Source organism: Thioclava marina, from assembly GCF_002020135.1.
GTDB classification, from domain to species: Bacteria; Pseudomonadota; Alphaproteobacteria; order Rhodobacterales; family Rhodobacteraceae; genus Thioclava; species Thioclava marina.
This window is the reverse complement of the sequence record NZ_MPZS01000001.1, coordinates 342,227-368,117: the sequence shown is the minus strand read 5'-3', so window position 1 is coordinate 368,117 and position 25,891 is coordinate 342,227. Positions and strand designations below refer to the sequence as shown.

At 64.2% G+C, this 25,891-nt stretch carries 31 protein-coding genes; 16 read left to right on the top strand and 15 right to left on the bottom strand.

Annotation, left to right across the window (positions count from 1 at the left end; genetic code table 11):
• Window position 1: 1 nt before the first annotated feature.
• From pdhA to BMG00_RS01725, 5 genes are all read right to left on the bottom strand, one after another.
• The gene (gene pdhA, locus BMG00_RS01745; RefSeq protein WP_078527986.1) at window positions 2-1,027 is read right to left on the bottom strand and encodes a pyruvate dehydrogenase (acetyl-transferring) E1 component subunit alpha; all 1,026 of its coding nucleotides are present in this window, start codon (window positions 1,025-1,027) and stop codon (window positions 2-4) included.
• A 149-nt stretch (window positions 1,028-1,176) separates the two neighbouring features.
• Window positions 1,177-1,476, bottom strand: coding sequence for an FtsB family cell division protein (locus tag BMG00_RS01740; RefSeq protein WP_420604778.1), 300 nt, complete (start codon window positions 1,474-1,476; stop codon window positions 1,177-1,179).
• 315 nt (window positions 1,477-1,791) lie between these two features.
• Window positions 1,792-2,685: a fructose bisphosphate aldolase gene (locus tag BMG00_RS01735; RefSeq protein WP_078573205.1), complete on the bottom strand. Its 894-nt coding sequence runs from the start codon at window positions 2,683-2,685 to the stop codon at window positions 1,792-1,794.
• Between the two features lie 98 nt (window positions 2,686-2,783).
• A complete protein-coding gene (locus tag BMG00_RS01730; protein WP_078573204.1) occupies window positions 2,784-3,584 on the bottom strand; it encodes an SDR family NAD(P)-dependent oxidoreductase in 801 nt (266 codons plus the stop codon).
• A 1-nt stretch (window position 3,585) separates the two neighbouring features.
• Window positions 3,586-4,779, bottom strand: coding sequence for a phosphoglycerate kinase (locus BMG00_RS01725; protein WP_078527980.1), 1,194 nt, complete (start codon window positions 4,777-4,779; stop codon window positions 3,586-3,588).
• 177 nt (window positions 4,780-4,956) lie between these two features.
• On the opposite strand from BMG00_RS01725, the gene BMG00_RS01720 reads away from it, so the two are divergent.
• Both BMG00_RS01720 and BMG00_RS01715 read left to right on the top strand, forming a co-directional pair.
• Complete coding sequence (locus BMG00_RS01720; RefSeq protein ID WP_078527978.1) at window positions 4,957-5,463, top strand: peptidylprolyl isomerase; 507 nt, start codon at window positions 4,957-4,959, stop codon at window positions 5,461-5,463.
• Window positions 5,456-6,052, top strand: coding sequence for a peptidylprolyl isomerase (locus tag BMG00_RS01715; RefSeq protein WP_078527976.1), 597 nt, complete (start codon window positions 5,456-5,458; stop codon window positions 6,050-6,052). Before BMG00_RS01720 ends, BMG00_RS01715 begins: the two co-directional genes overlap by 8 nt.
• A 90-nt stretch (window positions 6,053-6,142) precedes the next feature.
• Here BMG00_RS01715 and BMG00_RS01710 read toward each other — a convergent pair whose 3' ends face one another.
• The 4 genes from BMG00_RS01710 to BMG00_RS01700 all read right to left on the bottom strand — a co-directional run bounded on the left by BMG00_RS01710 (window position 6,143) and on the right by BMG00_RS01700 (window position 9,394).
• The gene (locus BMG00_RS01710) at window positions 6,143-7,618 is read right to left on the bottom strand and encodes a SulP family inorganic anion transporter (RefSeq protein WP_078527974.1); all 1,476 of its coding nucleotides are present in this window, start codon (window positions 7,616-7,618) and stop codon (window positions 6,143-6,145) included.
• Between the two features lie 135 nt (window positions 7,619-7,753).
• Window positions 7,754-8,416: a DUF1638 domain-containing protein gene (locus BMG00_RS01705; protein ID WP_078573203.1), complete on the bottom strand. Its 663-nt coding sequence runs from the start codon at window positions 8,414-8,416 to the stop codon at window positions 7,754-7,756.
• On the bottom strand, window positions 8,413-8,571 hold the full coding sequence (locus BMG00_RS17700; protein ID WP_168172740.1) for a hypothetical protein: 159 nt from the start codon (window positions 8,569-8,571) through the stop codon (window positions 8,413-8,415). Before BMG00_RS17700 ends, BMG00_RS01705 begins: the two co-directional genes overlap by 4 nt.
• 121 nt (window positions 8,572-8,692) lie before the next feature.
• Window positions 8,693-9,394, bottom strand: a complete 702-nt coding sequence (locus BMG00_RS01700; RefSeq protein ID WP_078527970.1) for a corrinoid protein — start codon at window positions 9,392-9,394, stop codon at window positions 8,693-8,695.
• A 158-nt stretch (window positions 9,395-9,552) separates the two neighbouring features.
• Between BMG00_RS01700 and BMG00_RS01695 the strand changes: the two genes are divergently transcribed.
• Window positions 9,553-10,647: a PA0069 family radical SAM protein gene (locus tag BMG00_RS01695; RefSeq protein WP_078573202.1), complete on the top strand. Its 1,095-nt coding sequence runs from the start codon at window positions 9,553-9,555 to the stop codon at window positions 10,645-10,647.
• Between the two features lie 128 nt (window positions 10,648-10,775).
• Here the strand turns inward: BMG00_RS01695 and bmt are convergent, their stop codons facing one another.
• Together bmt and BMG00_RS01685 are read right to left on the bottom strand one after the other, a co-directional pair.
• Entirely contained in the window at window positions 10,776-11,786 is a 1,011-nt protein-coding gene (gene bmt / locus BMG00_RS01690; protein ID WP_078528156.1) for a betaine--homocysteine S-methyltransferase, read from the bottom strand.
• A 212-nt stretch (window positions 11,787-11,998) separates the two neighbouring features.
• Window positions 11,999-12,316, bottom strand: a complete 318-nt coding sequence (locus tag BMG00_RS01685; protein ID WP_078527966.1) for a DUF1476 domain-containing protein — start codon at window positions 12,314-12,316, stop codon at window positions 11,999-12,001.
• 275 nt (window positions 12,317-12,591) lie between these two features.
• Between BMG00_RS01685 and purC the strand changes: the two genes are divergently transcribed.
• From purC to BMG00_RS01640, 9 genes are all read left to right on the top strand, one after another.
• Window positions 12,592-13,353, top strand: coding sequence for a phosphoribosylaminoimidazolesuccinocarboxamide synthase (purC, locus tag BMG00_RS01680; protein WP_078527964.1), 762 nt, complete (start codon window positions 12,592-12,594; stop codon window positions 13,351-13,353).
• Between the two features lie 14 nt (window positions 13,354-13,367).
• Window positions 13,368-13,607, top strand: coding sequence for a phosphoribosylformylglycinamidine synthase subunit PurS (gene purS / locus BMG00_RS01675; protein ID WP_038073125.1), 240 nt, complete (start codon window positions 13,368-13,370; stop codon window positions 13,605-13,607).
• Window positions 13,608-13,697: 90 nt separating this feature from the next.
• Window positions 13,698-14,366 (top strand): phosphoribosylformylglycinamidine synthase subunit PurQ, encoded by a 669-nt coding sequence (gene purQ, locus BMG00_RS01670; protein ID WP_078527962.1) that lies wholly within the window; start codon window positions 13,698-13,700, stop codon window positions 14,364-14,366.
• A 45-nt stretch (window positions 14,367-14,411) separates the two neighbouring features.
• Window positions 14,412-16,226 (top strand): sensor histidine kinase, encoded by a 1,815-nt coding sequence (locus BMG00_RS01665; protein ID WP_425443992.1) that lies wholly within the window; start codon window positions 14,412-14,414, stop codon window positions 16,224-16,226.
• Window positions 16,227-16,229: 3 nt separating this feature from the next.
• Window positions 16,230-17,561: a sigma-54-dependent transcriptional regulator gene (locus tag BMG00_RS01660; protein WP_078527958.1), complete on the top strand. Its 1,332-nt coding sequence runs from the start codon at window positions 16,230-16,232 to the stop codon at window positions 17,559-17,561.
• A 224-nt stretch (window positions 17,562-17,785) separates the two neighbouring features.
• Window positions 17,786-19,018 (top strand): tryptophan synthase subunit beta, encoded by a 1,233-nt coding sequence (gene trpB / locus BMG00_RS01655; RefSeq protein ID WP_078527956.1) that lies wholly within the window; start codon window positions 17,786-17,788, stop codon window positions 19,016-19,018.
• Between the two features lie 149 nt (window positions 19,019-19,167).
• Window positions 19,168-19,653 carry a hypothetical protein gene (locus tag BMG00_RS01650; RefSeq protein ID WP_146642532.1) on the top strand — a complete coding sequence of 162 codons (486 nt, stop codon included), beginning with the start codon at window positions 19,168-19,170 and terminating at the stop codon, window positions 19,651-19,653.
• Between the two features lie 73 nt (window positions 19,654-19,726).
• Window positions 19,727-20,206, top strand: a complete 480-nt coding sequence (locus tag BMG00_RS01645) for a PepSY domain-containing protein (protein WP_078573201.1) — start codon at window positions 19,727-19,729, stop codon at window positions 20,204-20,206.
• 21 nt (window positions 20,207-20,227) lie between these two features.
• Window positions 20,228-20,785 (top strand): helix-turn-helix transcriptional regulator, encoded by a 558-nt coding sequence (locus BMG00_RS01640; RefSeq protein WP_078573200.1) that lies wholly within the window; start codon window positions 20,228-20,230, stop codon window positions 20,783-20,785.
• Window positions 20,786-20,797: 12 nt separating this feature from the next.
• On the opposite strand, the gene BMG00_RS01635 is transcribed toward BMG00_RS01640, so the two are convergent.
• Window positions 20,798-21,697 (bottom strand): LysR family transcriptional regulator, encoded by a 900-nt coding sequence (locus tag BMG00_RS01635; protein WP_078573199.1) that lies wholly within the window; start codon window positions 21,695-21,697, stop codon window positions 20,798-20,800.
• A 140-nt stretch (window positions 21,698-21,837) separates the two neighbouring features.
• Here BMG00_RS01635 and BMG00_RS01630 point away from each other — a divergent pair, with 140 nt between their 5' ends.
• Together BMG00_RS01630 and BMG00_RS01625 are read left to right on the top strand one after the other, a co-directional pair.
• Window positions 21,838-22,239: a DoxX family protein gene (locus BMG00_RS01630; protein WP_078573198.1), complete on the top strand. Its 402-nt coding sequence runs from the start codon at window positions 21,838-21,840 to the stop codon at window positions 22,237-22,239.
• A 12-nt stretch (window positions 22,240-22,251) separates the two neighbouring features.
• A complete protein-coding gene (locus BMG00_RS01625) occupies window positions 22,252-23,055 on the top strand; it encodes a VOC family protein (protein ID WP_078573197.1) in 804 nt (267 codons plus the stop codon).
• A gap of 86 nt (window positions 23,056-23,141) precedes the next feature.
• On the opposite strand, the gene BMG00_RS01620 is transcribed toward BMG00_RS01625, so the two are convergent.
• The 3 genes from BMG00_RS01620 to BMG00_RS01610 all read right to left on the bottom strand — a co-directional run bounded on the left by BMG00_RS01620 (window position 23,142) and on the right by BMG00_RS01610 (window position 24,974).
• The gene (locus BMG00_RS01620; RefSeq protein ID WP_078573196.1) at window positions 23,142-24,206 is read right to left on the bottom strand and encodes a 5-(carboxyamino)imidazole ribonucleotide synthase; all 1,065 of its coding nucleotides are present in this window, start codon (window positions 24,204-24,206) and stop codon (window positions 23,142-23,144) included.
• Window positions 24,199-24,684, bottom strand: coding sequence for a 5-(carboxyamino)imidazole ribonucleotide mutase (purE, locus tag BMG00_RS01615; protein WP_078527940.1), 486 nt, complete (start codon window positions 24,682-24,684; stop codon window positions 24,199-24,201). Before purE ends, BMG00_RS01620 begins: the two co-directional genes overlap by 8 nt.
• 71 nt (window positions 24,685-24,755) lie before the next feature.
• Complete coding sequence (locus tag BMG00_RS01610) at window positions 24,756-24,974, bottom strand: YdcH family protein (RefSeq protein WP_078528153.1); 219 nt, start codon at window positions 24,972-24,974, stop codon at window positions 24,756-24,758.
• Between the two features lie 227 nt (window positions 24,975-25,201).
• Here BMG00_RS01610 and BMG00_RS01605 point away from each other — a divergent pair, with 227 nt between their 5' ends.
• On the top strand, window positions 25,202-25,612 hold the full coding sequence (locus BMG00_RS01605) for an Hsp20 family protein (protein ID WP_078527938.1): 411 nt from the start codon (window positions 25,202-25,204) through the stop codon (window positions 25,610-25,612).
• A 34-nt stretch (window positions 25,613-25,646) separates the two neighbouring features.
• Complete coding sequence (locus BMG00_RS01600; RefSeq protein ID WP_078527936.1) at window positions 25,647-25,874, top strand: DUF1150 family protein; 228 nt, start codon at window positions 25,647-25,649, stop codon at window positions 25,872-25,874.
• Window positions 25,875-25,891 lie beyond the last annotated feature (17 nt).

Genomic DNA, 25,891 nt, shown 5'->3' with positions numbered 1-25,891 from the left:
CTCAGGCGTTCTGCGGCGCCGTTTCGGCGTAAATGTCGGTCCAGAGCTCCTCGAGCGCGGGCTCGGGGCTTTCCTTGGCGAAATCTGCGGACTCGTTGACGATCGCCTTGATGTCCTTGTCGATCTGCTTGAGTTCGTCCTCGGTCGCATGCTTGCCGGTCAGCAGCAGCTGGCGGACATGTTCGATCGCGTCACGTTCTTCGCGGATCTTCTGGACCTCCTCGCGGGTGCGGTATTTCGCAGGGTCCGACATCGAGTGGCCGCGATAGCGATAGGTCTTGATCTCGAGGATATACGGGCCCTTGCCCGCGCGGCAGTGCGCGACCGCCTTTTCGCCCGCGGCCTTCACCGCCAGCACATCCATCCCGTCGACCTCTTCGCCCGCGATCCCGTAGGCGATGCCGCGCTCGTAGAAATCGGGCGACTTGGTGGCGCGCTTGACGCTCGTACCCATCGCATACTGGTTGTTCTCGATCACGAAGACGACCGGCAGATCCCAGAGCTGGGCCATGTTGTAGGTCTCTGCGACCTGACCCTGGTTGGCTGCGCCATCACCGAAATAGGCGAAGGTGACGTTGTCATTGCCCTTGTACTTGTCCGAGAAGGCGAGGCCCGCGCCGATCGGTACCTGCGCGCCCACGATGCCGTGGCCGCCGTAGAAATGCTTCTCTTTCGAGAACATGTGCATCGAGCCGCCCTTGCCCTTCGAGTAGCCACCCTCGCGCCCGGTGAGCTCGGCCATCACGCCTTTCGGGTCCATCCCGCAGGCCAGCATATGTCCGTGATCGCGATAGGAGGTCACGCGCTTGTCGCCCTCTTTCGCGGCGGCCTCGAGGCCCACGACCACCGCTTCCTGCCCGATATAGAGGTGGCAGAAGCCGCCGATCAGACCCATGCCGTAAAGCTGACCCGCCTTCTCTTCGAAGCGCCGGATCAGCAGCATGTCATTGTAGAATTTCTTGAGTTCCTCGGCCGAGACATTCGCGCCCGCTTTGGCGCCGCTCGCCGAGCCTTTCCGTACTGCCATTGGTCAGACCTCCCTTGGCCGGAATAGTTCAACGTTAAACCATTTCATATATCAAAGCCGGGGCAATGGCAATGACCCCGCGGCATGGCGCGGGGAAAATGGCTATCACGATTGAAATAGGGCAGAAGGGCGCGGTTTCGACCGAGGCCCTAGCGGATCACGATCTCGTCGGAGCGCATGGCGCCCAGAACCTCGCGGGCACGCGCATCGAGAAGATCGAGGTCGAGATAATCATCCGAAAGGCGATGGGTGAGATTGGCCATCCGGTCGACCTGAACGCGTAGGTCATCACGTTCGGCGCGCTTGGCTTCGATCTCCGCCTCGATCTGGACGCGACGCAGGATGCCGTACTCGCCCTGCACGGCCGAGAAGGCGAAATAGGTGCCCAGCACCACTGCCACGGTCACGGAAATCAGGGGCCCGATCGTGGGGCGCTTCAACGTCATCATCCTGCCTCGCATCTTGGGGCCGCCTGTCCGGTGCGTGCCCCGGCCTCTCTCGGGCCGTTTCGGGAATCATCGCATAAGTGATTCGCCAAGGGAATCCCCCAGATGGTCGATTTCTCAAAGATTTTCGCGGCTCCGCGGTGCTGTTGCACGGGCAAGACAGCTTTTCTTAAACGCGAAAGGCAGGAGCGCGCTGAAACGCTCCTGCCTTCGACTTGGATAAATATATTCCCGGGAGTGAGCCCGGAACGGGCGAGGGGGCAGCGCCCCCTTGGCCCGTAAGGTCTGCCGCCGGTGAGTGGCGAAGGCCGCCTGCGATCAGCCAGCCACCGAAGCCGCGTGGATCGAAGAGATCGCCTCGCCCAGCATCGCGTCGAATTCCGCATCCGTCTGCTGTGCCGAAAGCCCCTCGGTCAGCGCACGGCTGAACGACGCGATCATGCCGGTGTTCTGCGCGAGCTTCGCATTGGCCTCGTCGCGCGAATAGCCGCCCGAGAGGGCCACGACCTTGAGCACCTTCGGATGATCGACCAGCGGCTTGTAGAGGTTCGCCTTCGTGGGCAGCGAGAGCTTCAGCATCACCTGCTTGCCTTCGGGCAGGGCGTCGAGATGGGTGAGGATCTCGGACAGGAGCATCTCCTCGGCCTCGGCCTTGTCCGCGATCGAGATCGTCACTTCCGGCTCGATGATCGGCATGAGCCCATGGCCCAGCACCTGCGCGCCCAGCTCGAACTGCTGATCGACCACCGCCTTGATGCCGGCGGGATTGGCCGCCGAGATCACCGAGCGTTCCTTCGTGCCGAAGATGCCCGCCTTGACCGCGCGCGACAGAAGCTCGTCGAGGCCCGGGATCGGCTTCATCAGCTGGCAGCCATTCGCCTCGGCCTCCAGCCCCTTGTCGATCTTCAGGAAGGGCACCACACCGCGCTTTTCCCAGAGATAGGTGGCGGTCGGAATGCCGTCGATTTCGCGGTCCATCGTCTGTTCGAACAGGATCGCGCCCACGACCTTCTCGCCGGTGAAGGCGGGCGATTTGATGATCCGCGAGCGCATCTCGTGGATCAGGTCGAACATCTGCTCTTCGCCGTCATAGGCGTCTTCCTCGATGCCATAGAGCCGCAGCGCCTTGGGCGTGGAGCCCCCGGACTGGTCGAGGGCTGCGATGAAGCCGTTGCCTTCGCGCATCTTTTCGGTTTGCTGGGCGTTCGACATGGGGATTCCTCCTGCGGGATGTGGGTCACCGAAGGGATAGGTTTTGTGCAGAGTCGATGCAACGCTGGTGACGCTAACAATCGGTAAGGACGCGAATTTCAGCCCGCGCGGCGCAAAAACCAGCCGGTCAGCATCGTCACCAACCGCCGAGGGGCGAGCCGGGTCAGGAAGGTGAAAAGCTTGTTGTCGGCGCCCGTCACCACCACGCGCCGCCCCGCCATGCAGGCCCGCCAGCCCGCTTTCGCGACAGTTTCAGCGCTCGGCATCGGTGTCAGTTTCATCAGCCAGGTCGTCTCGGTCTCGGCGCGCTCGAAAAACGCGGTGCGGGTTGCGCCGGGGCACAGCGCCGTGACGGTGATCGAGGTGGATTTCAGTTCCTCGGCGACGGCCTCGCTCAGATGCAGCAGGTAGGCTTTCGAGGCGTGGTAGACGCTCATGTTTGGCCCCGGCATGAAGCCCGCCGCAGAGGCCACGTTCAGCACCCGCCCCGCGCCGCGATGGCGCATGGCATGAATGGCGAGCCGCATCAGCTCGGTCGCGGCGACGATATTCACCGTGATCAGCTCGTCTTCCCGCGCGTCGCCATCCGTATCGGAGGCGAAATCACCATAGCGCCCGAGACCGGCATTGTTCACCAGCACATGAATCGGCCCTTCGGCGAGCGCGCAGGCCCGCGTCCACAGATCCCCGGCCGCGCCGGGTTTCGATAGATCCGCAGGGCAGGGACGAGCGGTCACGCCGCTCGCCGCCTCGATATGGCGGGCGAGATCGGCCAGCGCCGCCTCGTCCCGCCCCGAGAGCACGAGATTGTAGCCCTCGGCGCCCGCGCAGCGCGCCAGCTCCAGACCGATGCCCGAAGAGGCCCCGGTCACCAGCGCCCAGCCACGCGGGCCCGTCATCTCAGCCCCGCTCGAGGGCGGCCACGCCGGGCAACTCCTTGCCTTCCATCCATTCGAGGAAAGCACCACCGGCGGTCGAGATATAGGTGAAGTCCTTCGCCGCGTCGGCCTTGTTGAGGGCCGCCACCGTATCGCCGCCGCCCGCGACCGAGATCAGCTTGCCCGCGCGGGTCAGCTCTGCCGCCTTGGCCGCCGCCGCATTGGTGGCGGCATCGAAAGGCGCGATCTCGAAGGCGCCGAGCGGGCCGTTCCAGATCAGCGTCTTGGAATGTTCGAAGACCGAGGCAATCTGTTCCACAGATTTCGGACCCGCATCGAGAATCATCGCGTCGGCGGGGCAGGCGTCGTTCGCGACGGTCTCGTTCTCGGCGCCCGCCTTGAATTCGCGCGCGACGACCACGTCGACGGGCAGGTGGATCGCGCAGCCGGCAGACTTCGCCTTGTCCATGATCTCTCGCGCCGTGTCGGCCATGTCGCGCTCGGCCAGCGATTTGCCGACGTCGACGCCCTGCGCCACGAGGAAGGTATTGGCCATGCCGCCGCCGATGATCAGGTGGTCGACCTTGCTCACGAGGTTGCCCAGCAGGTCGAGCTTGGTCGAGACCTTCGCGCCACCGACCACGGCCGTGACCGGGCGCTTGGGATCGCCAAGGGCGGCGTTGAGCGCCTTCAGCTCGGCCTCCATCAGTCGGCCCGCGACGGCCGGAAGAACACGCGCGATTCCCTCGGTCGAGGCATGCGCCCGGTGCGCGGCCGAGAAGGCGTCGTTGACATAGATCTCACCCAGCGCACCCATCTCGGCGGCCAGCATCGGGTCGTTCTTTTCCTCACCCGCGTGGAAGCGCGTGTTTTCGAGCAAGAGCACCTCGCCCGCGCCAAGCGCCTGCACGGCTTCCTTCGCCGGACCGCCGACGCAGTCGCTTGCGAATTTCACCGGCGCGCCGATCGCGGCTTGCAGTGCGGGCACCAGCGGCGCGAGGCTCATCTCGGGGACGACCTGTCCCTTGGGGCGGCCGAAATGCGCCAGCAGCACCGGCTTGCCGCCCTTGGCGAGGATGTCGCGCACGGTGGGCACGATCTTCTCGATCCGCGTCGCGTCGGTCACTTTTCCGTTTTCCATCGGCACGTTGATATCGACACGCACCAGTGCGACCTTGCCCGCAAGATCGACCTCATCGAGGGTTTTCCAAGCCATGTTTCTCTCCCTTGGGACGCGGGGGGCCATCGATCGTGCGGCCCGCTCCCGCGGCTTGCGATATTCTTGCCCTGCGGCGATGGGTCGCGTCAACGATCGCGGCCAGACTGCGGCGCTTTGTCCTTGCCGGGCAAGGGCCCCGCTCCTATGGTCGGCCAAATCTCAAAGGAGGACCCAATGGCCGAGATCAAGGATCCCGAAAACACCATCATCATCGAGCTCAAGGACGGGCCGGTCGTGATCGAACTTCTTTCCGATGTGGCCCCCAAGCACGCCGAGCGCATGAAGCAGCTCGCCCGCGACGGCGCCTATGACAACGTGGCCTTCCACCGTGTGATCGAGGGCTTCATGGCCCAGACGGGCGATGTGCAGAACGCCAATATGGAGAAGGATTACAACCCCGGACGCGCAGGCACCGGCGGGTCGCAATATCCCGATCTTCCGGCCGAGTTCTCGAAGCTCCCGCATGATCGCGGCACGCTGGGTGCGGCGCGTTCGATGAACCCGAACTCGGCGAATTCGCAGTTCTTCATCAACTTCAAGGACAACCATTTCCTGAACGGTCAATACACGGTCTATGGCCGCGTGATTTCGGGCATGGAGCATGTGGACAAGATCGCGCGCGGCGAGCCGCCGCGCAATCCCGACCGCATGATCTCGGTGAAGGTGGCCGCCGATGCGTAATATCGCCCGCCGCACCGTCCTGGCCGCAGCGCTCGCGCTCGCAGCGCCCGCGGCCTTCGCGCAAGACAGCTCGGGCGTGCCCGATACGGGCGGGCCGAAGCTTGTCCTCGAGATCGGCGGCTCGACCTCGGGCAAGGTCGTGATCGACCTGCTGCCCGGCAAGGCGCCGAAGGCCGTCGAGCGCCTCGAAACGCTCGCGAAGGAAGGCAAATACGACGACGTCGTCTTCCACCGCGTGATCGACGGCTTCATGGCCCAGACCGGCGACGTTCAGTTCGGCAAGAAGGGTGGCGACACCTCGATGGCGGGTATGGGCGGTTCGGACCTGCCGGATCTCCCCGCGGAGTTCTCGAACGTCTCCTTCCAGCGCGGCATCGTGGGCATGGCGCGCGCGGCCAATCCGAACTCGGCGAATTCGCAGTTCTTCATCATGTTCGCGCCCGCGCCCCATCTCGACGGGCAATATACCGTCGTCGGTCACGTGGTGAGCGGGATGGATGTGGTCGACCAGATCAAGAAGGGCGATCCGGGCCGCAACGGCGTCGTGGAAGAGCCCGATTACATCGTCTCGGCCACCGTCGAGGAATGATCCGAGCGATCCGCTCTGGCGGGTCTGAATGAGGGGGCTTCGGCCCCCTCATTGCGTTTCGGACGCCCTCGCAGGAAGGCGTGCGCCGGCTCAGTGCCCGGCTGCGACCTGACCGCCATTCGACAGCTTGTCGATGATCGTCTCGGTCGCGTGGTTCATCCCGACGACCTTCACTTCCGTGCCCGCGAGGCGGAACTTGCCCACTGCCCGGTCCAGCGCCGCGACCGAGGAGATATCCCAGATATGGGCATGGGTGAGGTCGATCACGACGCGCTCGAGCTTTTCCTGAAAGTCGAAGGCGCGGTTGAACTCTTCGACCGTGGCGAAGAAGACCTGGCCCTTGATGTAATAGGTGCGCAGGTTGTGGGTCTCGTTCAGGCGCGAGGTGATCTCGGTCATCTGTGCGATCTTGCCCGCGAAGAAGATCCCCGACAGCAGAACGCCCACCAGCACGCCGATCGCGAGGTTATGGGTGACGACGACGAAAGCCACGGTCGCCAGCATCACGACGTTCGACGACATCGGCATCGTGCGCAGCTGGCCGATCGAGGCCCAGCTGAAGGTGCCGATCGAGACCATGATCATGATCGCCACGAGCGCGGGCATCGGGATGCGGCCGACCCATTCGCCCAGCACCACGCAGAAGATCAGGAGCGCGACGCCTGCGGTCAGGGTCGACAGGCGCGTGCGCCCGCCCGAAGTCACGTTGATCACCGACTGGCCGATCATCGCACAACCGGCCATGCCGCCGATGAAGCCCGAGCAGACATTCGCGATGCCCTGACCATAGCATTCCTGTTTGCGGTCCGAGCGCGTGTCGGTCATCTCGTCGACGATGTTCTGCGTCATCAGGCTTTCGAGAAGCCCGACCACCGCCACCGCGACCGAATAGGGCAGGATGATCTGCAAGGTCTCGAAGGTGAAGGGGATGTCGGGGATCAACAGCGAGGGAAGCTGGTCGGGCAGGGCGCCCATATCGGCCACGGTATGCACCTCGTCGAGGCCGAGGCCGATGGTCACCGCGCTCAAGACGAGGATCGCGATCAGCGGCGAGGGGATGGCGCGGAAGACGCGCGGCAGAAGGTAGATGATCGCAAGTCCGGCGATCACCAGCGCATAGGTGATCGGCGGCACCTTGCTGGGATCGAGCTCCGGCCATTGCGCCATGAAGATCAGGATCGCCAGCGCGTTCACGAAGCCGGTCATCACCGATTTCGACACGAAGCGCATCACCGTGCCGAGGTTCAGCGCGCCCGCGATCATCTGGATCACCCCGGCGAGGATCGAGGCGGCGAGCAGATAGTCGAGCCCGTGCTGGCGCACCAGCGTACCCATCAGCACCGCCGTTGCCGCCGTCGCGGCCGAGATCATGCCCGGACGGCCGCCGAAAAGCGCAGTCACGGTGGCGATCATGAAGGAGGCATAGAGGCCGACTTTCGGGTCCACGCCCGCAATGATCGAGAAGGCGATGGCCTCCGGGATCAGCGCGAGCGCCACCACGAGACCGGAGAGGATGTCGGCGCGGGTGTTGCCAGTCCACTGGCTGCGCCATTGCGACAGAGTCATAAGGCTCTTCCTGTAAAGCAAAGGCCCGCGACCGGGGAGGGGCGGGCCGTGAATTTCGGATTTGCTTCGCAAATATCGCCGCGATGCAGCGAAGCCAAGCATTTCGGTCGCTGTTTAAGGAAATTTCAAACGGAGTTAAACCGCTCGGCCCGATTTGGCGGCGAATTGGGTCAGACTGGTGGCCAGATCGCCATAGCCGGTAAAGCGCCGCTCATAACGCAGGCCGAGCCGATCGGCCGCCTCGCGCGCCTTCGCGTCGAGCGCCGGATCGTCGGTCTGCGCCTGGTAGATCAGCCGGTCGTAATTGCCGAACATCATCGGCACCACCTCGGGATGGCGGTCGAACCCCATCGGGCGCCAGACGAAAGCGTCGAACTGGCGCACGAGAAAATCGGTGAGGTAGAAGGCCGTGATTTCATCCTCGGCTTTCTCGGCAAAGAGCGCATTGCCTTCGAAGAAGGAATAGCAATGCGGCCCCGCGATCATCTCGACGCCAAGCTCGGCACAGCGCGCCTCCAGCTGCCCGCCCGTTCCGCAATCGGCATAGACGATGAAGATATCGTCATAGGCAGCGCGAAATTTCTCGACCGCTGCGGTCACCGCGTCGGTGATCTTCTCGGGGTAAAGGTGCAGGTTCGCGGGCAGGCAGGTCAGGTCAATGTGATCCCAGCCGTTCATCTGCTTGAGCGCCAGGATCTCACGCGCGAGCGCCCCGCAGGCGATCAGCAAGAGCCGACCCGTGCCTTCGGGCGCCAGACCGTCCTTGGAAAGGGTAACATCACCGGGAAGGGTGGTCATTCCACCCGTGCCATCATCCGTGCAACGCCCGCCGCGATCAGGACCATCAGCCCGAGCGTGGCCATCGGCACGCCCGAGGCGGCAAAGGCCCAGATCGTGGCCCCGGCCAGAACGATCACGAACAGGATCAGCAGCAGGAAATGTGGCAGCGGCATATCGCGTATCCTCCGTCTTTTAGAGTATGGGGCGCGAGGGGGCATATGAAAAGGCCCCGCTGAAAAAAACGGGGCCTTTGCGATGCATGGCTGGGCTGTATTCCGCTCAGATGTCGCGGGATCAGACGCCGACCTGATTGTGCTTGCGCGAAATGAAGGCCTTCGCGGTCTCCACCGCCACGGCGGCATCGCGGCAATAGGCATCGGCGCCGATCGCCTTGCCGAATTCCTCATTCAGCGGGGCCCCGCCCACCAGAACGATGTAATCGTCGCGGATGCCCTGTTCCTTCATCGTGTCGATCACGACCTTCATGTAGGGCATCGTGGTGGTCAGCAGCGCCGACATGCCGATGATATCCGCGCCTTCGGCCTTGGCCGTGTCGAGATAGTTCTCGACCGGATTGTTGATCCCCAGATCGACGATCTCGAAACCCGCGCCTTCCATCATCATCGCGACAAGGTTCTTGCCGATATCGTGGATATCGCCCTTCACCGTGCCGATCACCATCTTGCCCATGCGCGGCGCGCCGGTCTCCACCAGGAGCGGCTTGAGGATGGCCATGCCGCCCTTCATCGCGTTCGCGGCCAGCAGGACTTCGGGCACGAACAGAATGCCGTCGCGGAAATCGTTGCCCACGATCGTCATCCCGGCGACCAGCGCCTTGGTCAGGATGTCATAGGGGGTCCAGCCGCGATCGAGCAGGATCCGGGTGGCCTCCTCGATCTCTTCCTTGAGACCGTCATAGAGGTCATCCATCATCTGCGCGGTGAGCTCGTCATCGTCGAGTTCGGAGAGGATGATATCGTCGTCGTCTTCGGCCATGTGTGCGTTCTCCTGCGAGCCGGTGTTACCTTTGTGGTGGGGCCGGGGCCCCGTCAAGTCTTGGCGAATTGCGACATACGCGGTGTTTTGTCCGACCTCAGGCGGGTTCGGCGGGACTCCACTTGGCAAATGTTCTCATTTCGTTCTAGATTTCGGGCATGAGTCTGCCCTTCGATCTTCACCCCGCGAACCCGTCCGAGCGCCTGCGTGCGCGCGGCGCTGCCTCGCGCCCGGCGGGCCGGTTCGAACCGTATGCCCGCGCGCCCGAGCATGACGGCTGGGACATCGCGGAAGAGGAACGCCTGATCCGCACCGAGGTCTCGGTGGAACGCCCGCGCTCGGTGATCACCCGCAACCAGTCGCCCGATGTGCCCTTCGAGCGCTCGCTCAACCCCTATCGCGGCTGCGAGCATGGCTGCATCTACTGTTTCGCGCGCCCCAGCCACGGCTATCTCGGTCTTTCGGCGGGTCTGGACTTCGAGACCCGGCTGATCGCGAAGCCCGAGGCGCCGCAGGTGCTGGAGGACGAGCTGCGCAAGAAAAGCTACCGCCCGCAGGTGCTGGCCATCGGTACGAGTACCGATCCCTACCAGCCGATCGAACGCAAGATGGAGATCATGCGCCGCGTGCTCGAGGTGCTCTGGACCTATCGCCACCCGGTCTCGATCGTCACCCGCGGCTCGACGATCCTGCGCGATCTCGACATTCTCGCACCGATGGCTGAGGCAGGGCTCGCGCAGGTGGGGGTCTCGGTCACGACTCTCGATGCGAAACTGGCCCGCCAGATGGAGCCGCGCGCGCCCAGCCCGCCGACCCGTATCCGCATGATCCGCGAACTCTCGCGCGCCGGCATCCCCGTGCGCGTGATGGCCGCGCCGATGATCCCCGGCCTCACCGATCACGAGCTGGAGGCGATCCTGACCGAGGCGCGCAGGGCCGGGGCGAAGGCCGCCGCGATGATGCCGGTGCGCCTGCCGCATGAGGTGGCGCCGCTCTTCGCCGACTGGATGGAGCGTCACCACCCCGGCAAGGCTGAAAAAGTTCTGGGCCGGATTCGCGACATGCGCGGCGGACGGCTCAACGATCCGCGCTTCGGCGCGCGGATGAAGGGGGAAGGCGAGATGGCCGAACTGTTGCAGCAACGCTTCCGGCTCAGCTGCAAAAGGCTCGGCTTCGTGCGCCAGCTGCCCGAACTGGACGTGACGCAGTTCCACATCCCGCCCCGGCCGGGCGATCAGCTCGAACTGTTCTGATCTCGTCTGCAGCGCGCGCATATTCCATCCGCCGGGAAATCCCGACCCTCTCTTCCTCTTGGTTCAAATATCCCGGGGGGAGGCCGTCAGGCCGGGGGGCAGCGCCCCCAATCTGACCCCGACCGCTCTCAGCCGCGCCGACGCCCGCGCCGCTCGCGCTTGGCTCCGCCTTCGCCCAGCCCGTCATCTTCGGACGAGAACCCGCCCAGTTTGGCCGAAATCTCCTCGAGCGTCGGGCGCGGGCCGCGCGGGCGGGTCTCCAGCGCTTCGCGCATCGCCACGAGATGCTCGGCCATCGTGCCGCAGCACCCGCCGATGATCGTGGCGCCGCAATCGCGCGCCATCACCGCATATTCGGCCATCAGTTCGGGCGTGCCGTTATAGCAGATGTGGCCGTCGACATATTTCGGGATGCCCGCATTGCCCTTGGCGATGATCGGGCGCTCGGTGCCGGTCGCGGCAAAGCCAAGCACGGTGCGCAGCAGGTCCGAGGCGCCAACGCCGCAATTCGCGCCGAAGGCCAGCGGCGGGTAGGCCAGCTTGTCGACCATGTTGACCATCGCCTGCGAGGTCACGCCCATCATCGTGCGGCCCGCCGTGTCGAAGCTCATCGTGCCGCACCAGGGCATGCCCGCAAGCTGGCAGGCTTCGGCCGCGGCCTTGTATTCCTCGGGCGCCGAGATCGTCTCGACCCAGAGCACATCCGCGCCGCCTTCTTTCAGCCCTTCGGCCTGTTCATGGAACATCTCGACCGCGAGCTCATGGGTCAGCGTGCCCATCGGCGCGAAGATCTCGCCTGTGGGGCCCATCGAGCCCGCCACGACCACGGTGCGGCCCGCCTTGTCGGCGACCTCGCGGCCGATCTCGGCGGCCAGCCGGTTCAGCTCGCGCACCCGGTGTTGCGAATTGTGCAGCTTCAGGCGCGAGGCGTTGCCGCCGAAGCTGTTGGTCAGGAACAGGTCCGAGCCCGCATCGACCGAAAGCGAGTAGAGCTTGGCGATCTTTGCCGGTTCGTCCGCGTTCCACAGCTCCGGCGCATCGCCCGAGCTCAGACCCATGTTGAACAGGTTCGTGCCCGTCGCGCCATCGGTCATCAACCAGTCGCGGGTCTCAAGAAGGCGGCTCAGCGCGTCGGTCATCGGGGCCTCGTCAAAATACAAATGGGCCGCGTCGGGCGCGGCGGTTGGGTCTTCTCCTGCCATGATGGGGCGGAATTGGCAAATTCCTTTCCTTCATGAAGGTCTTGAGCGGCGTTTGAGGATACGGGTTGAAGGTGGTCCGTAAAGAAGCCCGTAAAGAAAAAGGCCGGGTGCTCGCGCACCCGGCCTTTTGGAATTGGGGCAGGCGGAGATTACTCTGCCTCTTCGACCACCTGGCGGCGCGCCTCGGCCATGCATTCGGCCATTTTCGCCCGGATCGTGGCCTCGTCGGCCTTCTCGCCCAGATCGGCCGAGAGCTTGCGGAAGACGTCTTCGTGCCCGGCTTCCTCGAAATCCGATTTCACGACGCTGACGACATAGGCCTCTGCCTCGGCGCCGGTCTTGCCCAGCAGCCCCGCGGCCCATTGGCCCAGCATCTTGTTGCAGCGCGCATCGGCCTTGAACTGAAGTTCGGCATCATGGGCGAACTTGTTTTCATAGGCGTTTTCGCGATCGTCGAAGGTGGTCATCGCCTGCTTCCTCCCGGTAAAGTATCCGTTACCTTGGATATGCACGCCCCTGCCGCCGCCCGCAAGAGCAAAGGGGCCCGAAAATCTCATTTCGGGGCGCTTTGACGTGGGTGTGTTTCATTGTGAAAGCCCTTGCGCTTTGCCTTGCGGCAAGGGCGGGCTTGGCCTATAGGGCGATCAACACCCTTTCGCGGAAGGCGCGCGGGGGCGAAGCGCTATCTGCGGCGCGCAGCCTCTGACCCGACCTTTCCGCGCCTAGCGAGAACGGAGACGCGATGGCACCCCGGCGCAAGAAGATCTACGAAGGCAAGGCGAAGATCCTGTATGAAGGCCCCGAGCCCGGAACGCTCGTGCAGTATTTCAAGGACGACGCGACCGCCTTCAACGCGCAGAAGAAAGCGACGATCGAAGGCAAGGGTGTCCTGAACAACCGCCTGTCCGAGTATTTCATGACGGGCCTCGCGAATATCGGCGTGCCGAACCACTTCATCAAGCGGCTCAACATGCGCGAGCAGTTGATCCGCCAGGTCGAGATCGTGCCGCTCGAGGTGATCGTACGCAATTTCGCGGCGGGCTCCATCGCGAAGCGTCTGGGTCTCGAGGAGGGTACGCCGCTGCCGCGCCCGATCGTCGAATACAGCTACAAGAACGACGAGCTCGGCGATCCGCTCGTGCCCGAGGAATACATCATCGCCTTCGGCTGGGCCAACCAGCAGGATCTCGATGATATCGTGGCGCTGGCACTGCGGGTGAACGACTTCCTCACCGGCGTCTTCTACGGCGTGGGCATCAAGCTGATCGACTTCAAGATCGAGATCGGCCGGATCTGGGATGGCGATTTCATGCGCCTGATCGTTGCCGACGAGATCAGCCCCGACAGCTGCCGCCTGTGGGACATCAAGACGGGCCAGAAGCTCGACAAGGACGTGTTCCGCCGCGATCTCGGCTCGCTGACCGATGCCTATACCGAAGTGGCCAAGCGTCTGGGCGTGCTGCCCACGAACACGCAGCCGATCAAACCGACGCTGATCAACTGAAAGGAGCCTCCCGGATGAAAGCCCGCGTTCATGTGATGCTGAAAGATGGGGTGCTCGACCCGCAAGGTGAGGCCGTGCGCCACGCGCTTGGCCATATGGGCTTCGGCGGTGTCGAGGCCGTGCGCCAGGGCAAGGTGATCGAGCTCGATCTGGCCGCGACCGACAAGGCTGCGGCCGAGGCCGAGGTCAAGGATATGTGCGAGAAGCTGCTCGCCAATACCGTGATCGAGAAATACACGATCGAGATCGCCTGATCGCGCCGCGCCGGGGGATCCTCCCCCGGACCCCCTGGGATATTTGCGCCAATTCGAGGGCGCGAAACTTTTGGCTAGGAGTTTGCGCCCATGAAAGCCGCCGTCATCACCTTCCCCGGTTCGAATTGCGACCGTGATCTGAGCGTGGCCTTCGCGCAGGCCGGGGCCGAGGTCGTCAAGGTCTGGCACAAGGAGACCGAGATCCCCGCCGGTGTCGATATCATCGGCGTGCCGGGCGGTTTCTCCTACGGCGATTACCTGCGCTGCGGCGCAATCGCCTCGCGCTCGCCGATCGGCCGCGCGGTGGCCGATTTCGCGGGGCGCGGCGGCTATGTGCTGGGGATCTGCAACGGGTTTCAGGTGCTGACCGAGATGAAGCTTCTGCCGGGCGCCCTGATGCGCAATGCGGGGCTGAAATTCGTCTCCAAACCCCTGTCGCTGCGTGTCGCGACCACCGACAGCGCCTTTACCTCCGGCTACGAGGCGGGGCAGGAGATCGTGATCCCGGTCGCCCATCACGACGGCAATTACCAGATCGACGCCGAAGGGCTGGCGCGGCTTCAAGGCGAGGATCGCGTGGCTTTCCGCTATGTCGAGAACCCCAACGGCTCGGTCGACGATATCGCGGGCGTGCTGTCGGAAAACCGCCGTGTGCTGGGCATGATGCCGCATCCCGAACGTGTGATCGAGGATGCGCAAGGCGGCGCCGACGGGGCGGCGCTTTTCCGCGCGTTGACTTCGGTGCTCGAGAGCGCCTAACCGCCCGTGCTTGTTGCAGCTTTGCCTCTGGCTTAGACTTCGCGCATGACGCAAGCGATGCCAGACCCGCTGATCCTGCAGGAACCGCTGCCCGAGGGCGACAGCGGTTTCGGCCCGATCGGTCGCACGCGGCGTTCGCGCTGGATGCTGCGCATCGCGGTCGTGGTGATCCTCGTGCTCGCGGGGGCGGTGATGTGGGTGACCAATCAATGGCTTACCCAGCGTTTCACGGAAACCACGCGGGTGCGCACCGAGCTGCGTCTGGCGCTTTACACCGGCAACATCATGTCGGAGCTGCAGCGGACTTCCGTCGTGCCGCTGCTGCTGGCGCGCGATCCGCAGCTCACGCAGGCGCTCGATACGACGGATTATTCCACTGCCTCGGCGCAGCTGATCACGGCGCGCAAGGAGGTTGCGGTCGCCTCGATCCGGCTTCTGGATATGCAAGGCCGCGTCGTCGCGTCGACCAATCGCACCCAGATCGGGATGAATTTCTCCAACACTCCCTTTTTCGTCGATGCGACGCGATCGCGGGGGACGATCTTCTCGGTCAATACGAACGAGGCGGGCGGCACGGAATTCGACTATTCGCGCGCGGTGATCCAGGACAACCGTCCCGTCGGTGTGATCGTGGTCGAGGCGGATCTATCGAAATTCGAGCGGGCCTGGGCGGGGATTTCGGATGCGCTGGCGGTGGTCGACAGCGAAGGAAAGATCATCCTGACGACCGAGCCGCGCTGGCGCGGCGTCACCATGGCCGAGGCGCTTGCGGCGCGCTCGGCGCCCTCGGCGATCCAGCGCGCGCTTCAGGCGACGGCCGATTGGGCGAACGAGGCGCCCGACGCTTACTTGCGCGGTCAGGCGGTGATGCGCACCGAGGCGCGCATCCCCTTCCGTGGCTGGAAGATGATCGCCTTTACCAGCTACGATTCCGTGCGCGAGCGGGTGAATGCGGTGCTGGCCTTGCAGATCATGGGCTTCGCGATCCTGCTGGCCTTCGTCTTCTATGGCCTCTCGCGGCGCGCGCGTCGGCAAAGCCAGGCGCTGCGTGCCGAATCGGCGGAGCTGCGCGCGCTCAACGCCCGTCTGAGCCGCGAGATCGCGGAACGCGAGAAGGCGCAGAAGGATCTCGCCGTGGCCGAACAGACGCTGGCGCAGTCGTCGAAACTGGCGGCTCTGGGCGAGATGTCGGCGGCGGTAAGCCACGAGCTCAACCAGCCGCTGGCCGCGATGAAGACCTATCTGGCGGGCGCGAAGCTGCTTTTGCAGCGCGCCCGCGTCGAGGAGGCGCTGTCGTCTTTCCAGCGTATCGACGATCTGATCGGGCGGATGGGGGCGATCACGCGCCAGCTCAAATCCTATGCCCGCAAGGGCGGCGAAGCCTTCGAGCCCGTCGATCTGCGCTCGGCGCTCTCCGAGGCGCTCTCGATGATGGAGCCGCAGCTCAAGACCCGCAAGGTCCACATCATCCGAACGATGCCGCGCGCCGCCGTGATGGTGATGGCCGACCGGATCCGGCTCGAGCAGGTTATCATCAACCTGTTGCGAAACGCGCTCGACGCCACCAAATCGGTGGAAGAGCCGCAGGTCGAGATCCTGCTCACCAGCGGCGAGACGGCGGTGCTGAGCGTGCGCGACAACGGCCCCGGGATCACCGATCTCGACAAGCTGTTCGAGCCGTTCTGGACAACAAAAAAACCGGGAGAGGGAACCGGGTTGGGTCTCGCGATTTCCTCTTCCATCATTAGTGACTTCGGCGGTCGTCTGACCGCCCATAATTCCGAGAGCGGGGGTGCGGTCTTCGAGGTCCAGCTGCCGCTGCTATCGGACAAGAACAGGTCCATCAGGGCCGCGGAGTAAGACATGGCAAGAACGTTGAAAGTGGCGATCGTCGATGACGAGGAAGATATGCGGCAGTCGGTCAGCCAGTGGCTGGCGCTGTCGGGATTCGACACCGCGACCTTCGCAAGCGCGGAAGAGGCGCTCAAGGAGATCGGACCGGACTGGCCGGGGGTGGTGATCTCGGATATCCGCATGCCGGGCATGGACGGGATGGCCTTTCTCAAGCGCCTGATGGGGATCGACAGCGGTCTTCCGGTGATCATGATCACCGGCCATGGCGATGTGCCGATGGCGGTCGAGGCGATGCGGCTCGGCGCGATGGATTTCATGGAAAAGCCGTTCTCGCCGGATCGGATGACGGAGCTGGCCAAGCGCGCGACGCAGATGCGCCGCACGACGCTCGACAATCGGGCGCTGCGCCGCGATCTCGCCGAGGGCGAGAAGGTGATGGGCAAGCTGATCGGCACCTCCGAGCCGATGGAGCGTCTGCGCGAGGACATTCTCGATCTCTCCCAGGCCGATGGGCACGTGCTGATCGACGGCGAGACCGGCACCGGCAAGACGTTGGTCGCCCATGCGTTGCATGCGACCGGCCCGCGCGCGGGCAAGAAGTTCGTCGTGGTGAGCTGTGCGGCGCTGACGGAAGAAGCGCTGGCCGCCAAGCTTTTCGGCCCGGTCGAAGAGGGCGGTCTGCCGCTCGTCGAGGAAGCGCGCGGGGGCACGCTGTGTCTCGAGGATGTCGAGGCGCTCAGCCAATCGCTTCAGGCACGTCTTCTGCAATTCATCAACGATCAGGGCGCGCCCGCCGAAACCCGGATCGTCGCCATCTGCAACACCCATGGCGAGGGCAAGACGGTCGAGGACGCGCTGCGCCCCGACCTCTATTATCGCCTGGCCGCCCTCAAGATTACCCTGCCGCCGCTGCGTGCGCGCGGCGAGGATATCCTGACCCTCTTCAACCGCATGTCCGAGCAATTCGCCGATGAATACGGCTGCGACGTGCCCGAGGTGACCGCGCAGGAGGCCGCGCAGCTGTTGCAGGCGCCTTGGCCGGGCAATGTCCGCCAGCTCATCAACGTGGCCGAACGCGCCGTCCTGCAATCGCGCCGCGGCTCGGGCTCGATCGCGTCGCTCCTGATGGCCGATGACGAAGAGGCGGGACCGGCCGCGATCACCACCGAGGGCAAGCCGCTCAAGGAATATGTCGAGAGCTTCGAAAAGATGCTGATCGACAATACGATGCGCCGCCACAAAGGGTCTATCTCGGCGGTGATGGAAGAGCTTTGCCTGCCGCGCCGGACGCTCAACGAGAAGATGGCGAAATACGGGCTCGCGCGCGCGGATTATCTGTGACGGAAAGCGCTTCGCCCCCTGTCTGCGGGGGGCGATGATTGGCGATCGGGAAGGGGGCTCTGCCCGTCGCCGATGGCGACAAATCATGCGCGAGAAAGGGGGCGCTGCCCCCGTCTCCTGCGGAGACTCCCCCGAGATATTTGGGTCAAGAAGAAGGGGCGGGGGGATTTATCTCGCCGCGCTTTGACGCTAGAGCTTTGCGGAACAGACGCGCGAGGTGAGCCATGGCCGACGACCTGATCAATTCCTTCATGAACGTGCCCGACGAGAACGGGCGGTTCGGCATTTTCGGCGGGCGGTTCGTCTCCGAGACGCTGATGCCGCTGATCCTCGCATTGGAAGAGGAATACGAGAAGGCCAAGACCGACCCGGAGTTCTGGGCCGAGATGGACCATCTGTGGAAATATTACGTGGGCCGTCCGTCGCCCTTGTATTTCGCCCCCCGGATCACCGAGGAGCTGGGCGGCGCGAAGATCTATCTCAAGCGCGATGAGCTCAACCACACCGGCGCGCACAAGATCAACAACGTGCTGGGGCAGATCCTGCTGGCAAAGCGCATGGGCAAGACCCGGATCATCGCCGAGACCGGTGCGGGTCAGCATGGTGTGGCGACGGCCACGGTCTGCGCACGCTTCGGGTTGAAATGCGTGGTTTATATGGGCGCGACGGATGTCGAGCGTCAGGCGCCCAACGTCTTCCGCATGCGCCTTCTGGGCGCCGAGGTGGTGCCGGTGAAATCGGGCCGGGGCACGCTGAAGGACGCGATGAACGATGCGCTGCGCGACTGGGTGACCAATGTGCGCGACACGTTCTATTGCATCGGCACGGTGGCGGGCCCGCATCCCTATCCGGCGATGGTGCGCGATTTCCAGTCGGTCATCGGCAAGGAAGTCCGCTGGCAACTGGAAGAACAGGAAGGCGAGGGCCGTCTGCCCGACACGCTGATCGCGGCGATCGGCGGCGGCTCGAACGCGATGGGCCTGTTCCACCCATTCCTCGATGATCCTTCGGTGCGCATCATCGGCGTCGAGGCTGGCGGCCATGGTGTCGACGAGAAGATGGAGCATTGCGCCTCGCTCACCGGCGGGCGCCCGGGCGTGCTGCATGGCAACCGGACCTACCTGTTGCAGGACGAGGACGGGCAGATCCTCGAAGGGCACTCGATCTCGGCCGGGCTCGACTATCCGGGCATCGGGCCCGAGCATAGCTGGCTGCACGACACGGGCCGCGCGGAATATGTGAACATCACCGACAAGGAAGCGCTGGAGGCGTTCCAGTTCTCCTGCCGGCTTGAGGGGATCATCCCGGCGCTCGAGCCCTCGCACGCACTGGCGCATGTGATGAAGATCGCGCCTGATCTGCCCAAAGACCATATCATCGTGATGAACATGTGCGGTCGTGGCGACAAGGACGTGTTCACCGTAGCGCGTCACCTGGGCTTCGAAATGGAGGGCTGAGTCGGCATAAACCTAGGTTTATGGGCTTTCGACTTAGGTTTGAAACCCGCTGTCTAACCTTCGGACCGATGGACCGGTGGGGGGAGGGGCCTGATCTTGGCCTCACCTTGCCGTGATCGCGGCAGCCCATATTCGGAGGAATGACGATGATGACCATGAAAACCCCGCTCGCCGCGCTGGCCATTCTGGCCGCTGGTGCGCATTTCGCCCTGGCCGAGGTGTCGACCGACGGGATTGCCGCCAATCTGCAGCAGAACGGTTTCACCAATATCGAGATCGAAGTCGGCCCGACCGAGGTCAAGGCCGAGGGCTACAACCCGAACGGCACGAAGATCGAGGTGATCTATGATCGCGCGACGGGCCAGATCCGCAGCCAGGAAACCTACCGGGCGCGGGCCGGTGCGGACATGACTCAGGGCGTGAGCGTCCAGACCCGCTCCGAGGATTTCTCCGACGATGACGGGGAGGATCACGATTCGATGGATGACGATCACAGCTCGGACCGCGAGGACGATCACTCGGGTTCGGACCACGAGACGAGCGATCATGACTCGGGCGATCACGATTCCGGTGATCACGATTCCGGCGATCATGACTCGGGTGATCACGACTCGGGCGGCAGCGACGACGATTGATGGTTGAGTGGCTTGCCCGGTGCATCATGCACCGGGCATAGTCACGCTTGAGGAAGATCTGGAGAGCGTGGGAATGAAGAGGCGAAGCTTCGTGGTCGCGGGTCTCGTGGCGCTGGTCGCCGGGACGGGGCAGGCCGTCGCGGAAACCGCCACCGAGGCGGTGGTCCGGCAATTGCGTGCCTATGGCTATCGCGAGATCGAGGTCGAGCGATCCTTCCTCGGCCGGATCCGGATCACTGCGGAGCGTAAGGATATCGAGCGCGAGATCGTCCTTGATCCGCGCACCGGCGAGATCCTGCGCGATCTGTCACGCAAGGGGCGTGCGCCGATCCTCGGTAACGACCGTTTGCGCTCCGAGGGGGGTGGAAGCTCGCCTGGGACGACCTCGGACAGCGGCGACTCCGATGACCGGAGCGAATCGGACTCGGAGAGCGACAGCGGCGGCTCGGAGGGATCTGACGATGGCGGCTCCGACAGTGATTCCGACAGTGGTTCGGATAGCGGGTCCGACGATGGCGGCGGGGATGACGGTGGCGGCGATGATGACGATTGAGCCGGCGACAGGTAAAGGCCGATGAAGTCTCGTTACCGCCGAACGGCGGTCGTGGGCGCCATTCTGCTGCTTCAAGCGGTCTGCGCGCTGTTTTTCGTTTCCGATATTCTTCTTTCTGTTTTTGGCCTCTATCCCGCGCCGATCAGCTGGCAAAGTCGAGAGATCCTCGAGATCGGTGCGGCGCTAGGCCTTGTCCTCGGGCTCGGGCTGGGGGCCTTCGCGCTTGCCAGTGCGTTGCGCGACGGGGCCCGGACCCGCGATCGGCTGCGGCTTGCGACCTCGGCCTTCGAGGACCTGCTCGAGCAGCGTTTCGCCGATTGGGGGCTGACGGCAGCAGAGCGCGAGGTGGCGCTTTTCGCGATCAAGGGGCTGTCGATCTCCGAGATCGCGGCGCTGCGCGAAACCTCGGAAGGCACGGTGAAGGCGCAAAGCGCCGCGATCTATCGCAAGGCCGGGGTGAACGGTCGCGGCGCGCTTCTGAGCCTCTTTGTCGAGGACATGATGGATCAGCGGGCGGAGGGGCAGGCGCCCGAGCCGCCACAGATCACGCAGGCTCTCAAACGCTCGGCTGGCGGCTGATCCGGCGCTGGCCTAGAGCGGATCGAAGGCCTTGCGTGCATCCTCGCGGGCGAATTCGATCAAGGCGCGCAGTTTGCGCGGCAGTTTCGGCCCGTCGAGATAGACGGCGTGAAGCGCGGTGTCATGGAGGATTTCGGGCGGGAATACCGACACCAGCCGTCCCTCCGCGATCTCGGGGGCCATCACGAAATCGGGCCCATAGGCGATCCCGTGCCCGGCCAGCGCCAGCTCGCAGGTGGCGCGCGCACTGTTGACCATGATCTGCGCAGGCACCGGCACGTCGAGCACACTGCCGCCATTACGGAAGCGCCAGCGCCGGGTGGGGCCGTGATTTGTGTCATGGATGCAGCGGTGCCGCGCGAGATCCTCGGGGCGTTCGGGGCGCTCGCGATGGGCGAGATAATCAGGCGAAGCCACGACCCGCATCCCGATATCGCAGAGTTTGCGCGCGCGAAGGCTGTGATCGCTCAGCATGCCGATACGAAAAGCGAGGTCGATCCCTTCGGCGGCCAGATCGGTCTGCGCATCCGAAAGCTGCAGGTCGATCGTCAGATCCAGATGCGGGGCGGCGAAGCGGGCGAGCATCTCGGCGACGTAGACCTCGCCGAACGTGACCGGGGCCGAGATCCGCAGGCTTCCGGAAAACCCGCGTGATTGTTCGGAGACCTCGCTGAGCAGATCGTCGAGCCCGTCGAGCAGCGCAGGGGCCTCTGCCAGCATTCGCTCGCCTGCGGGGGTCAGGCCGACGCGCCGGGTCGTGCGCTGCAAGAGCCGCGTGCCGAGCCGCTCCTCAAGCTCGGCCACGTATTTCGAGGTAAGCCGGTTCGAAATCCCCAGCCGCTCGGCGGCCGCGGTGAAGGAGCCGGTCTGGGCGGTGGCGACAAAGGCGCGGAGCTGATCGGTGATATCCATTACATTGAGAACATAATGTGGAAAGTCATTCCATACCATAACCATTTCATTGGAAGAAAGGATGGATCATCTTCCGCCCATGCAAAGGCTGCAAGGCACCGGACAGGGGTTCGGAGAGGCGGCGGCCACGGGAGATCAAAATGACCGATACCAAACTTGCGCCTTATGGCATTCTCGTTCTGCGCCTCGTGACGGGGGCTCTGTTCCTGACGCACGGGCTGACCAAACTGCTGGTCTTCACCCCTGCGGGCACGATGGGTTTCTTCCAGTCGCTCGGCCTTCCGGGCTGGCTCGGGGTGGTGACGATGATCGCCGAGATTGTGGGCGGCCTTGCCCTGATCGCGGGGATCTACGCGCGGATCGTCTCGTTCGGGCTTGCCTTCATCCTGCTCGGCGCGGCCTTCACCGCGCATTGGGCCAATGGGTTCAGCTTTGCCAACCAAGGCGGCGGCTGGGAATACCCGATGATGTGGGCTGCGGTGCAATTTGCGCTCGCGCTGCTCGGGGACGGGGCCTATGCGCTCCGCCCAACGCGGAAATAAGAGGAGGCCAAGATGGCAACCAGTGATGCAATCGTTCAGATCGGGCATGTGACCCTCGTGGTCCATGACCTCGATCGGGTCGGCACCTTCTACGAGGATGTGATCGGGTTGGAGCGGATCTCTCGCGATGCTTCCGAGGCGCGCTACGGGGTCGGGGGTCAGGTGCTTGTGCAACTCCAGGCCGACAAGACCGCCCGCAAATCGGGCTGCGAAGAGGCAGGGCTTTTTCACACCGCCTTCCTTCTGCCCGAACGCGCAGATCTGGGCGCCTGGCTCAACCGCGCGGCCGAGAAGGGTTGGCGGCTGGAAGGGGCCTCGGATCACCTCGTGAGCGAGGCGCTCTACCTGTCGGACCCCGAAGGCAACGGGATCGAGATTTACCGCGACCGGGGTCGCGAGGACTGGCCGCGCAAGGGCGATCAGATCCTGATGGCGACCGAGCGGCTCGATCTGCGCGACGTGATGGCCGAGGCCCGCGCTCCGTGGCGTGGGGCGCCGAGCGGCACCGTCATCGGGCATGTGCACCTTCAGGTGGGCGCGCTCGATCCGGCCGAGCCCTTTTATCGCGATACGCTTGGCTCCAATGTGATGGCGCGCTATCCGGGGGCGAATTTCCACGGCTGGAGCGGCTATCACCACCACCTCGCGACGAACGTCTGGAACAGCCGCGGCGCGAAGGAACGCCACCAACCCGCGACGGGTCTGGCCGAGGTGGGGCTACGTGCAGAGCCCGAGGCGCTCGCGCAATTCTCCGAGCGCTTCGGTGACAGCGTGACGGACCCCTGGGGCACGCGTTTCACGGTGGCGGCGAAGTGAACCTGCGTTAAGCACTCTGACCGGATCAGAAACGAAAGCGCCGGCCCGCTGGCACGGGCCGGCGCTTTTGCTATGTCAGCGTGGCTTCAGAGAATGTGGTTCACATGTCCCATCTTGCGGCCCGGTTTCACCTCGGCCTTGCCGTAGAGATGGATCTGGTAGCGCGCGAGTTTCGCAAGCGCGGGCACCCGGTCCATGTCGTCGCCGATCAGGTTCTCCATCTCGACATCGGCATAGCGCGAACCATCGCCCAGCGGCCAGCCGGTTACGGCGCGGATATGCTGCTCGAACTGGTCGACCGCGCAGCCCGCCTGCGTCCAGTGGCCCGAATTGTGCACGCGCGGAGCGATCTCGTTCACGATCAGGGTGTCGCGCGTGACGAACAGCTCCACCCCCATCACGCCGATATAATCGAGCTTGTTGAGGATCTTGGCCGCGAGCAGCACCGCGTCGGTGCGCTGCGCATCGGTGATCGCGGCAGGCACGGTGGTCGTGCGCAGGATGCCGTCCTCGTGCTTGTTCTGGCCCGGATCGAAGCAGGAAATCGCGCCGTCTTCTGCACGCGCGCCAATCACCGAGACCTCCTTGAAGAAGGTCACGAAGCCTTCGAGGATCGCGGGCGCGCCTTTCATATCCGCGAGCGCCGCTTCGGCCTCTTCGGGAGCGTTGATCACCACCTGACCCTTGCCGTCATAGCCGAAGCGGCGGGTCTTGAGGATCGCGGGGCAGCCGATCTCGGCGATCGCCTCTTTCAGGTCGGTCAGATCATCCACCGCGGCGAAAGGTGCGGTCGGCAGGCCCAGATCGTTGAGGAAGGCCTTCTCGACCAGACGATCCTGGCTGACTGCGAGCGCGCGGCGGTTCGGACGGATGGGTTTGAGGCTTTCGAGAAGATCGAGCGCCGAGGTCGGCACGTTCTCGAACTCATAGGTGATCACGTCCACGGCTTCGGCAAAGGCGCGCAGCGCGGCCTCGTCCTCATAGGGCGCGGTGGTCACCGCATGAGCCACCTCGCCCGCGGGCGGGTTCGCGCCGGGCTCGAAGATATGGGTCTTGTAGCCAAGGCGCGAGGCCGCGACGGAGAGCATCCGGCCAAGCTGACCGCCGCCAAGGATGCCGATGATCGCACCGGCGGGCAGGGGATTAGTCATCTTGCGGTTCCTCCGGGATCGAGGCCGAAAGCGCCTCGCGCCAGTCATCGAGCCGCGCGGCGAGTTCGGGATCATCGAGCGCGAGGATGCCTGCTGCCATCAGGCCGGCATTGGCAGCACCCGCCGCGCCGATCGCCATCGTCGCGACCGGGAAGCCTTTCGGCATCTGCACGATCGAATAGAGGCTGTCGACACCCGAGAGCGCGCGGGTCTGGACCGGCACGCCGATCACCGGCACGCGGGTCTTCGAGGCCATCATGCCGGGCAGGTGGGCCGCGCCGCCTGCACCCGCGATGATCACATGCAGGCCCCGATCGACGGCGGTCTTTCCATAGTCCCAGAGGCGGTCGGGCGTGCGATGCGCCGAGACGATCTTAGCCTCATAGGCCACACCGAGTTCGTCGAGAACAGTCGCCGCTTCTTTCATCGTGGGCCAGTCTGACTGGCTGCCCATGATGATTCCCACTTTCACGCCCATGAAATCCCCTCTCGCAGATGGAGCGCGCACTATAGAAATCTGTGCCGTCGCGGCAAGGCCTTGCGGCGGGCTCAGGCGATGATGTCGGGGGTGAGCTGGTCCTCGATCCGTGCGATCTGGTCCTTGAGCGCCAGTTTCTGCTTTTTCAGGCGCACCAAGCGCAGTTGATCGGAATGGACGGTTTCGGTGAGGGCGTGGATCGCTTCGTCGAGATCGCGATGTTCGCGTTTGAGTACCTCGAGTTTCACACGCAGCACTTCTTCGTGGTTCATCTCGATATGGGCATTCATGTCCGGCATCCGGTCCTGTCACGAAAACAACGATCTCCCGACTCGACTGAAACGACCGGGCGAGACCTGCAATATAGCAGTTTGCGAAACACTTAGGAGAAAAATCCGCGCCTTGGTTACAGTTCCGCCTCTTGCGGCGCGCGGGCACCCCGCCCATATTTGTTTCAGGCGGATTGCCGGTTGCCGGGGTCCGTTTTCGCAACGTCGCTTGAACAAGGGCTTGCCTGATGACGAAACTGAGCTTTGGCGCACATCCCTACCTTCTGGGCTTCGATCAGCTTGAGCGGCTGGTGGAGCGCACCGCGAAAGGGTCGGACGCCTATCCCCCCTACAATATCGAACAGCGCGGCGAGGATGCCTTCCGCATCACCTTGGCCGTCGCGGGCTTTCGCGAGGAGGACCTGTCGATCACGCTCGAAGATCGGGCGCTGGTGATCCGGGGACGCCAATCCGACGACGAGGAAGAGAGGATCTTCCTGCATCGCGGCATCGCGGCGCGCGCCTTCCAGCGCAGCTTCGTTCTGGCCGATGGCGTCGAGGTGGCGGGGGCCACGACCGAGAACGGGCTCTTGCATGTCGATCTCAAGCGGGCCCACCCCGAGACGATTGTGCAAACCATCCCGATCGCCCGGAAATGAGGCCTCGGCAGGAACGGCAGGAAAGGAGACGCGCATGAACACGAAATTCGATTTTGGCGACAAGGGTGAGCAGCCCATCGTCTATGTCCGCGAAGTGGCGGTGCAGGATCTGCCCAAGGAATTGCAGGCGGAGCTGGCTGGCGTGGATCATCTCTATGCGGTCCATGACAGCGATGGCGAGCGCCTCGCACTGGTCAAGGATCGCAAGCTGGCCTTCGTGCTGGCCCGCCAGAACGATCTGGCGCCGGTCTCGGTGCACTGAGACTGAAACCGAAAGAA

What these genes read in the sequence shown, in the direction of transcription:
- pdhA (WP_078527986.1), bottom strand. Translation starts at nt 1,027, where the DNA reads ATGGCAGTACGGAAAGGCTCGGCGAGCGGCGCCAAAGCGGGCGCGAAT.
- BMG00_RS01740 (WP_420604778.1), bottom strand. Translation starts at nt 1,476, where the DNA reads ATGATGACGTTGAAGCGCCCCACGATCGGGCCCCTGATTTCCGTGACC.
- BMG00_RS01735 (WP_078573205.1), bottom strand. Translation starts at nt 2,685, where the DNA reads ATGTCGAACGCCCAGCAAACCGAAAAGATGCGCGAAGGCAACGGCTTC.
- BMG00_RS01730 (WP_078573204.1), bottom strand. Translation starts at nt 3,584, where the DNA reads ATGACGGGCCCGCGTGGCTGGGCGCTGGTGACCGGGGCCTCTTCGGGC.
- BMG00_RS01725 (WP_078527980.1), bottom strand. Translation starts at nt 4,779, where the DNA reads ATGGCTTGGAAAACCCTCGATGAGGTCGATCTTGCGGGCAAGGTCGCA.
- BMG00_RS01720 (WP_078527978.1), top strand. Translation starts at nt 4,957, where the DNA reads ATGGCCGAGATCAAGGATCCCGAAAACACCATCATCATCGAGCTCAAG.
- BMG00_RS01715 (WP_078527976.1), top strand. Translation starts at nt 5,456, where the DNA reads ATGCGTAATATCGCCCGCCGCACCGTCCTGGCCGCAGCGCTCGCGCTC.
- BMG00_RS01710 (WP_078527974.1), bottom strand. Translation starts at nt 7,618, where the DNA reads ATGACTCTGTCGCAATGGCGCAGCCAGTGGACTGGCAACACCCGCGCC.
- BMG00_RS01705 (WP_078573203.1), bottom strand. Translation starts at nt 8,416, where the DNA reads ATGACCACCCTTCCCGGTGATGTTACCCTTTCCAAGGACGGTCTGGCG.
- BMG00_RS17700 (WP_168172740.1), bottom strand. Translation starts at nt 8,571, where the DNA reads ATGCCGCTGCCACATTTCCTGCTGCTGATCCTGTTCGTGATCGTTCTG.
- BMG00_RS01700 (WP_078527970.1), bottom strand. Translation starts at nt 9,394, where the DNA reads ATGGCCGAAGACGACGACGATATCATCCTCTCCGAACTCGACGATGAC.
- BMG00_RS01695 (WP_078573202.1), top strand. Translation starts at nt 9,553, where the DNA reads ATGAGTCTGCCCTTCGATCTTCACCCCGCGAACCCGTCCGAGCGCCTG.
- bmt (WP_078528156.1), bottom strand. Translation starts at nt 11,786, where the DNA reads ATGACCGACGCGCTGAGCCGCCTTCTTGAGACCCGCGACTGGTTGATG.
- BMG00_RS01685 (WP_078527966.1), bottom strand. Translation starts at nt 12,316, where the DNA reads ATGACCACCTTCGACGATCGCGAAAACGCCTATGAAAACAAGTTCGCC.
- purC (WP_078527964.1), top strand. Translation starts at nt 12,592, where the DNA reads ATGGCACCCCGGCGCAAGAAGATCTACGAAGGCAAGGCGAAGATCCTG.
- purS (WP_038073125.1), top strand. Translation starts at nt 13,368, where the DNA reads ATGAAAGCCCGCGTTCATGTGATGCTGAAAGATGGGGTGCTCGACCCG.
- purQ (WP_078527962.1), top strand. Translation starts at nt 13,698, where the DNA reads ATGAAAGCCGCCGTCATCACCTTCCCCGGTTCGAATTGCGACCGTGAT.
- BMG00_RS01665 (WP_425443992.1), top strand. Translation starts at nt 14,412, where the DNA reads ATGACGCAAGCGATGCCAGACCCGCTGATCCTGCAGGAACCGCTGCCC.
- BMG00_RS01660 (WP_078527958.1), top strand. Translation starts at nt 16,230, where the DNA reads ATGGCAAGAACGTTGAAAGTGGCGATCGTCGATGACGAGGAAGATATG.
- trpB (WP_078527956.1), top strand. Translation starts at nt 17,786, where the DNA reads ATGGCCGACGACCTGATCAATTCCTTCATGAACGTGCCCGACGAGAAC.
- BMG00_RS01650 (WP_146642532.1), top strand. Translation starts at nt 19,168, where the DNA reads ATGACCATGAAAACCCCGCTCGCCGCGCTGGCCATTCTGGCCGCTGGT.
- BMG00_RS01645 (WP_078573201.1), top strand. Translation starts at nt 19,727, where the DNA reads ATGAAGAGGCGAAGCTTCGTGGTCGCGGGTCTCGTGGCGCTGGTCGCC.
- BMG00_RS01640 (WP_078573200.1), top strand. Translation starts at nt 20,228, where the DNA reads ATGAAGTCTCGTTACCGCCGAACGGCGGTCGTGGGCGCCATTCTGCTG.
- BMG00_RS01635 (WP_078573199.1), bottom strand. Translation starts at nt 21,697, where the DNA reads ATGGATATCACCGATCAGCTCCGCGCCTTTGTCGCCACCGCCCAGACC.
- BMG00_RS01630 (WP_078573198.1), top strand. Translation starts at nt 21,838, where the DNA reads ATGACCGATACCAAACTTGCGCCTTATGGCATTCTCGTTCTGCGCCTC.
- BMG00_RS01625 (WP_078573197.1), top strand. Translation starts at nt 22,252, where the DNA reads ATGGCAACCAGTGATGCAATCGTTCAGATCGGGCATGTGACCCTCGTG.
- BMG00_RS01620 (WP_078573196.1), bottom strand. Translation starts at nt 24,206, where the DNA reads ATGACTAATCCCCTGCCCGCCGGTGCGATCATCGGCATCCTTGGCGGC.
- purE (WP_078527940.1), bottom strand. Translation starts at nt 24,684, where the DNA reads ATGGGCGTGAAAGTGGGAATCATCATGGGCAGCCAGTCAGACTGGCCC.
- BMG00_RS01610 (WP_078528153.1), bottom strand. Translation starts at nt 24,974, where the DNA reads ATGAATGCCCATATCGAGATGAACCACGAAGAAGTGCTGCGTGTGAAA.
- BMG00_RS01605 (WP_078527938.1), top strand. Translation starts at nt 25,202, where the DNA reads ATGACGAAACTGAGCTTTGGCGCACATCCCTACCTTCTGGGCTTCGAT.
- BMG00_RS01600 (WP_078527936.1), top strand. Translation starts at nt 25,647, where the DNA reads ATGAACACGAAATTCGATTTTGGCGACAAGGGTGAGCAGCCCATCGTC.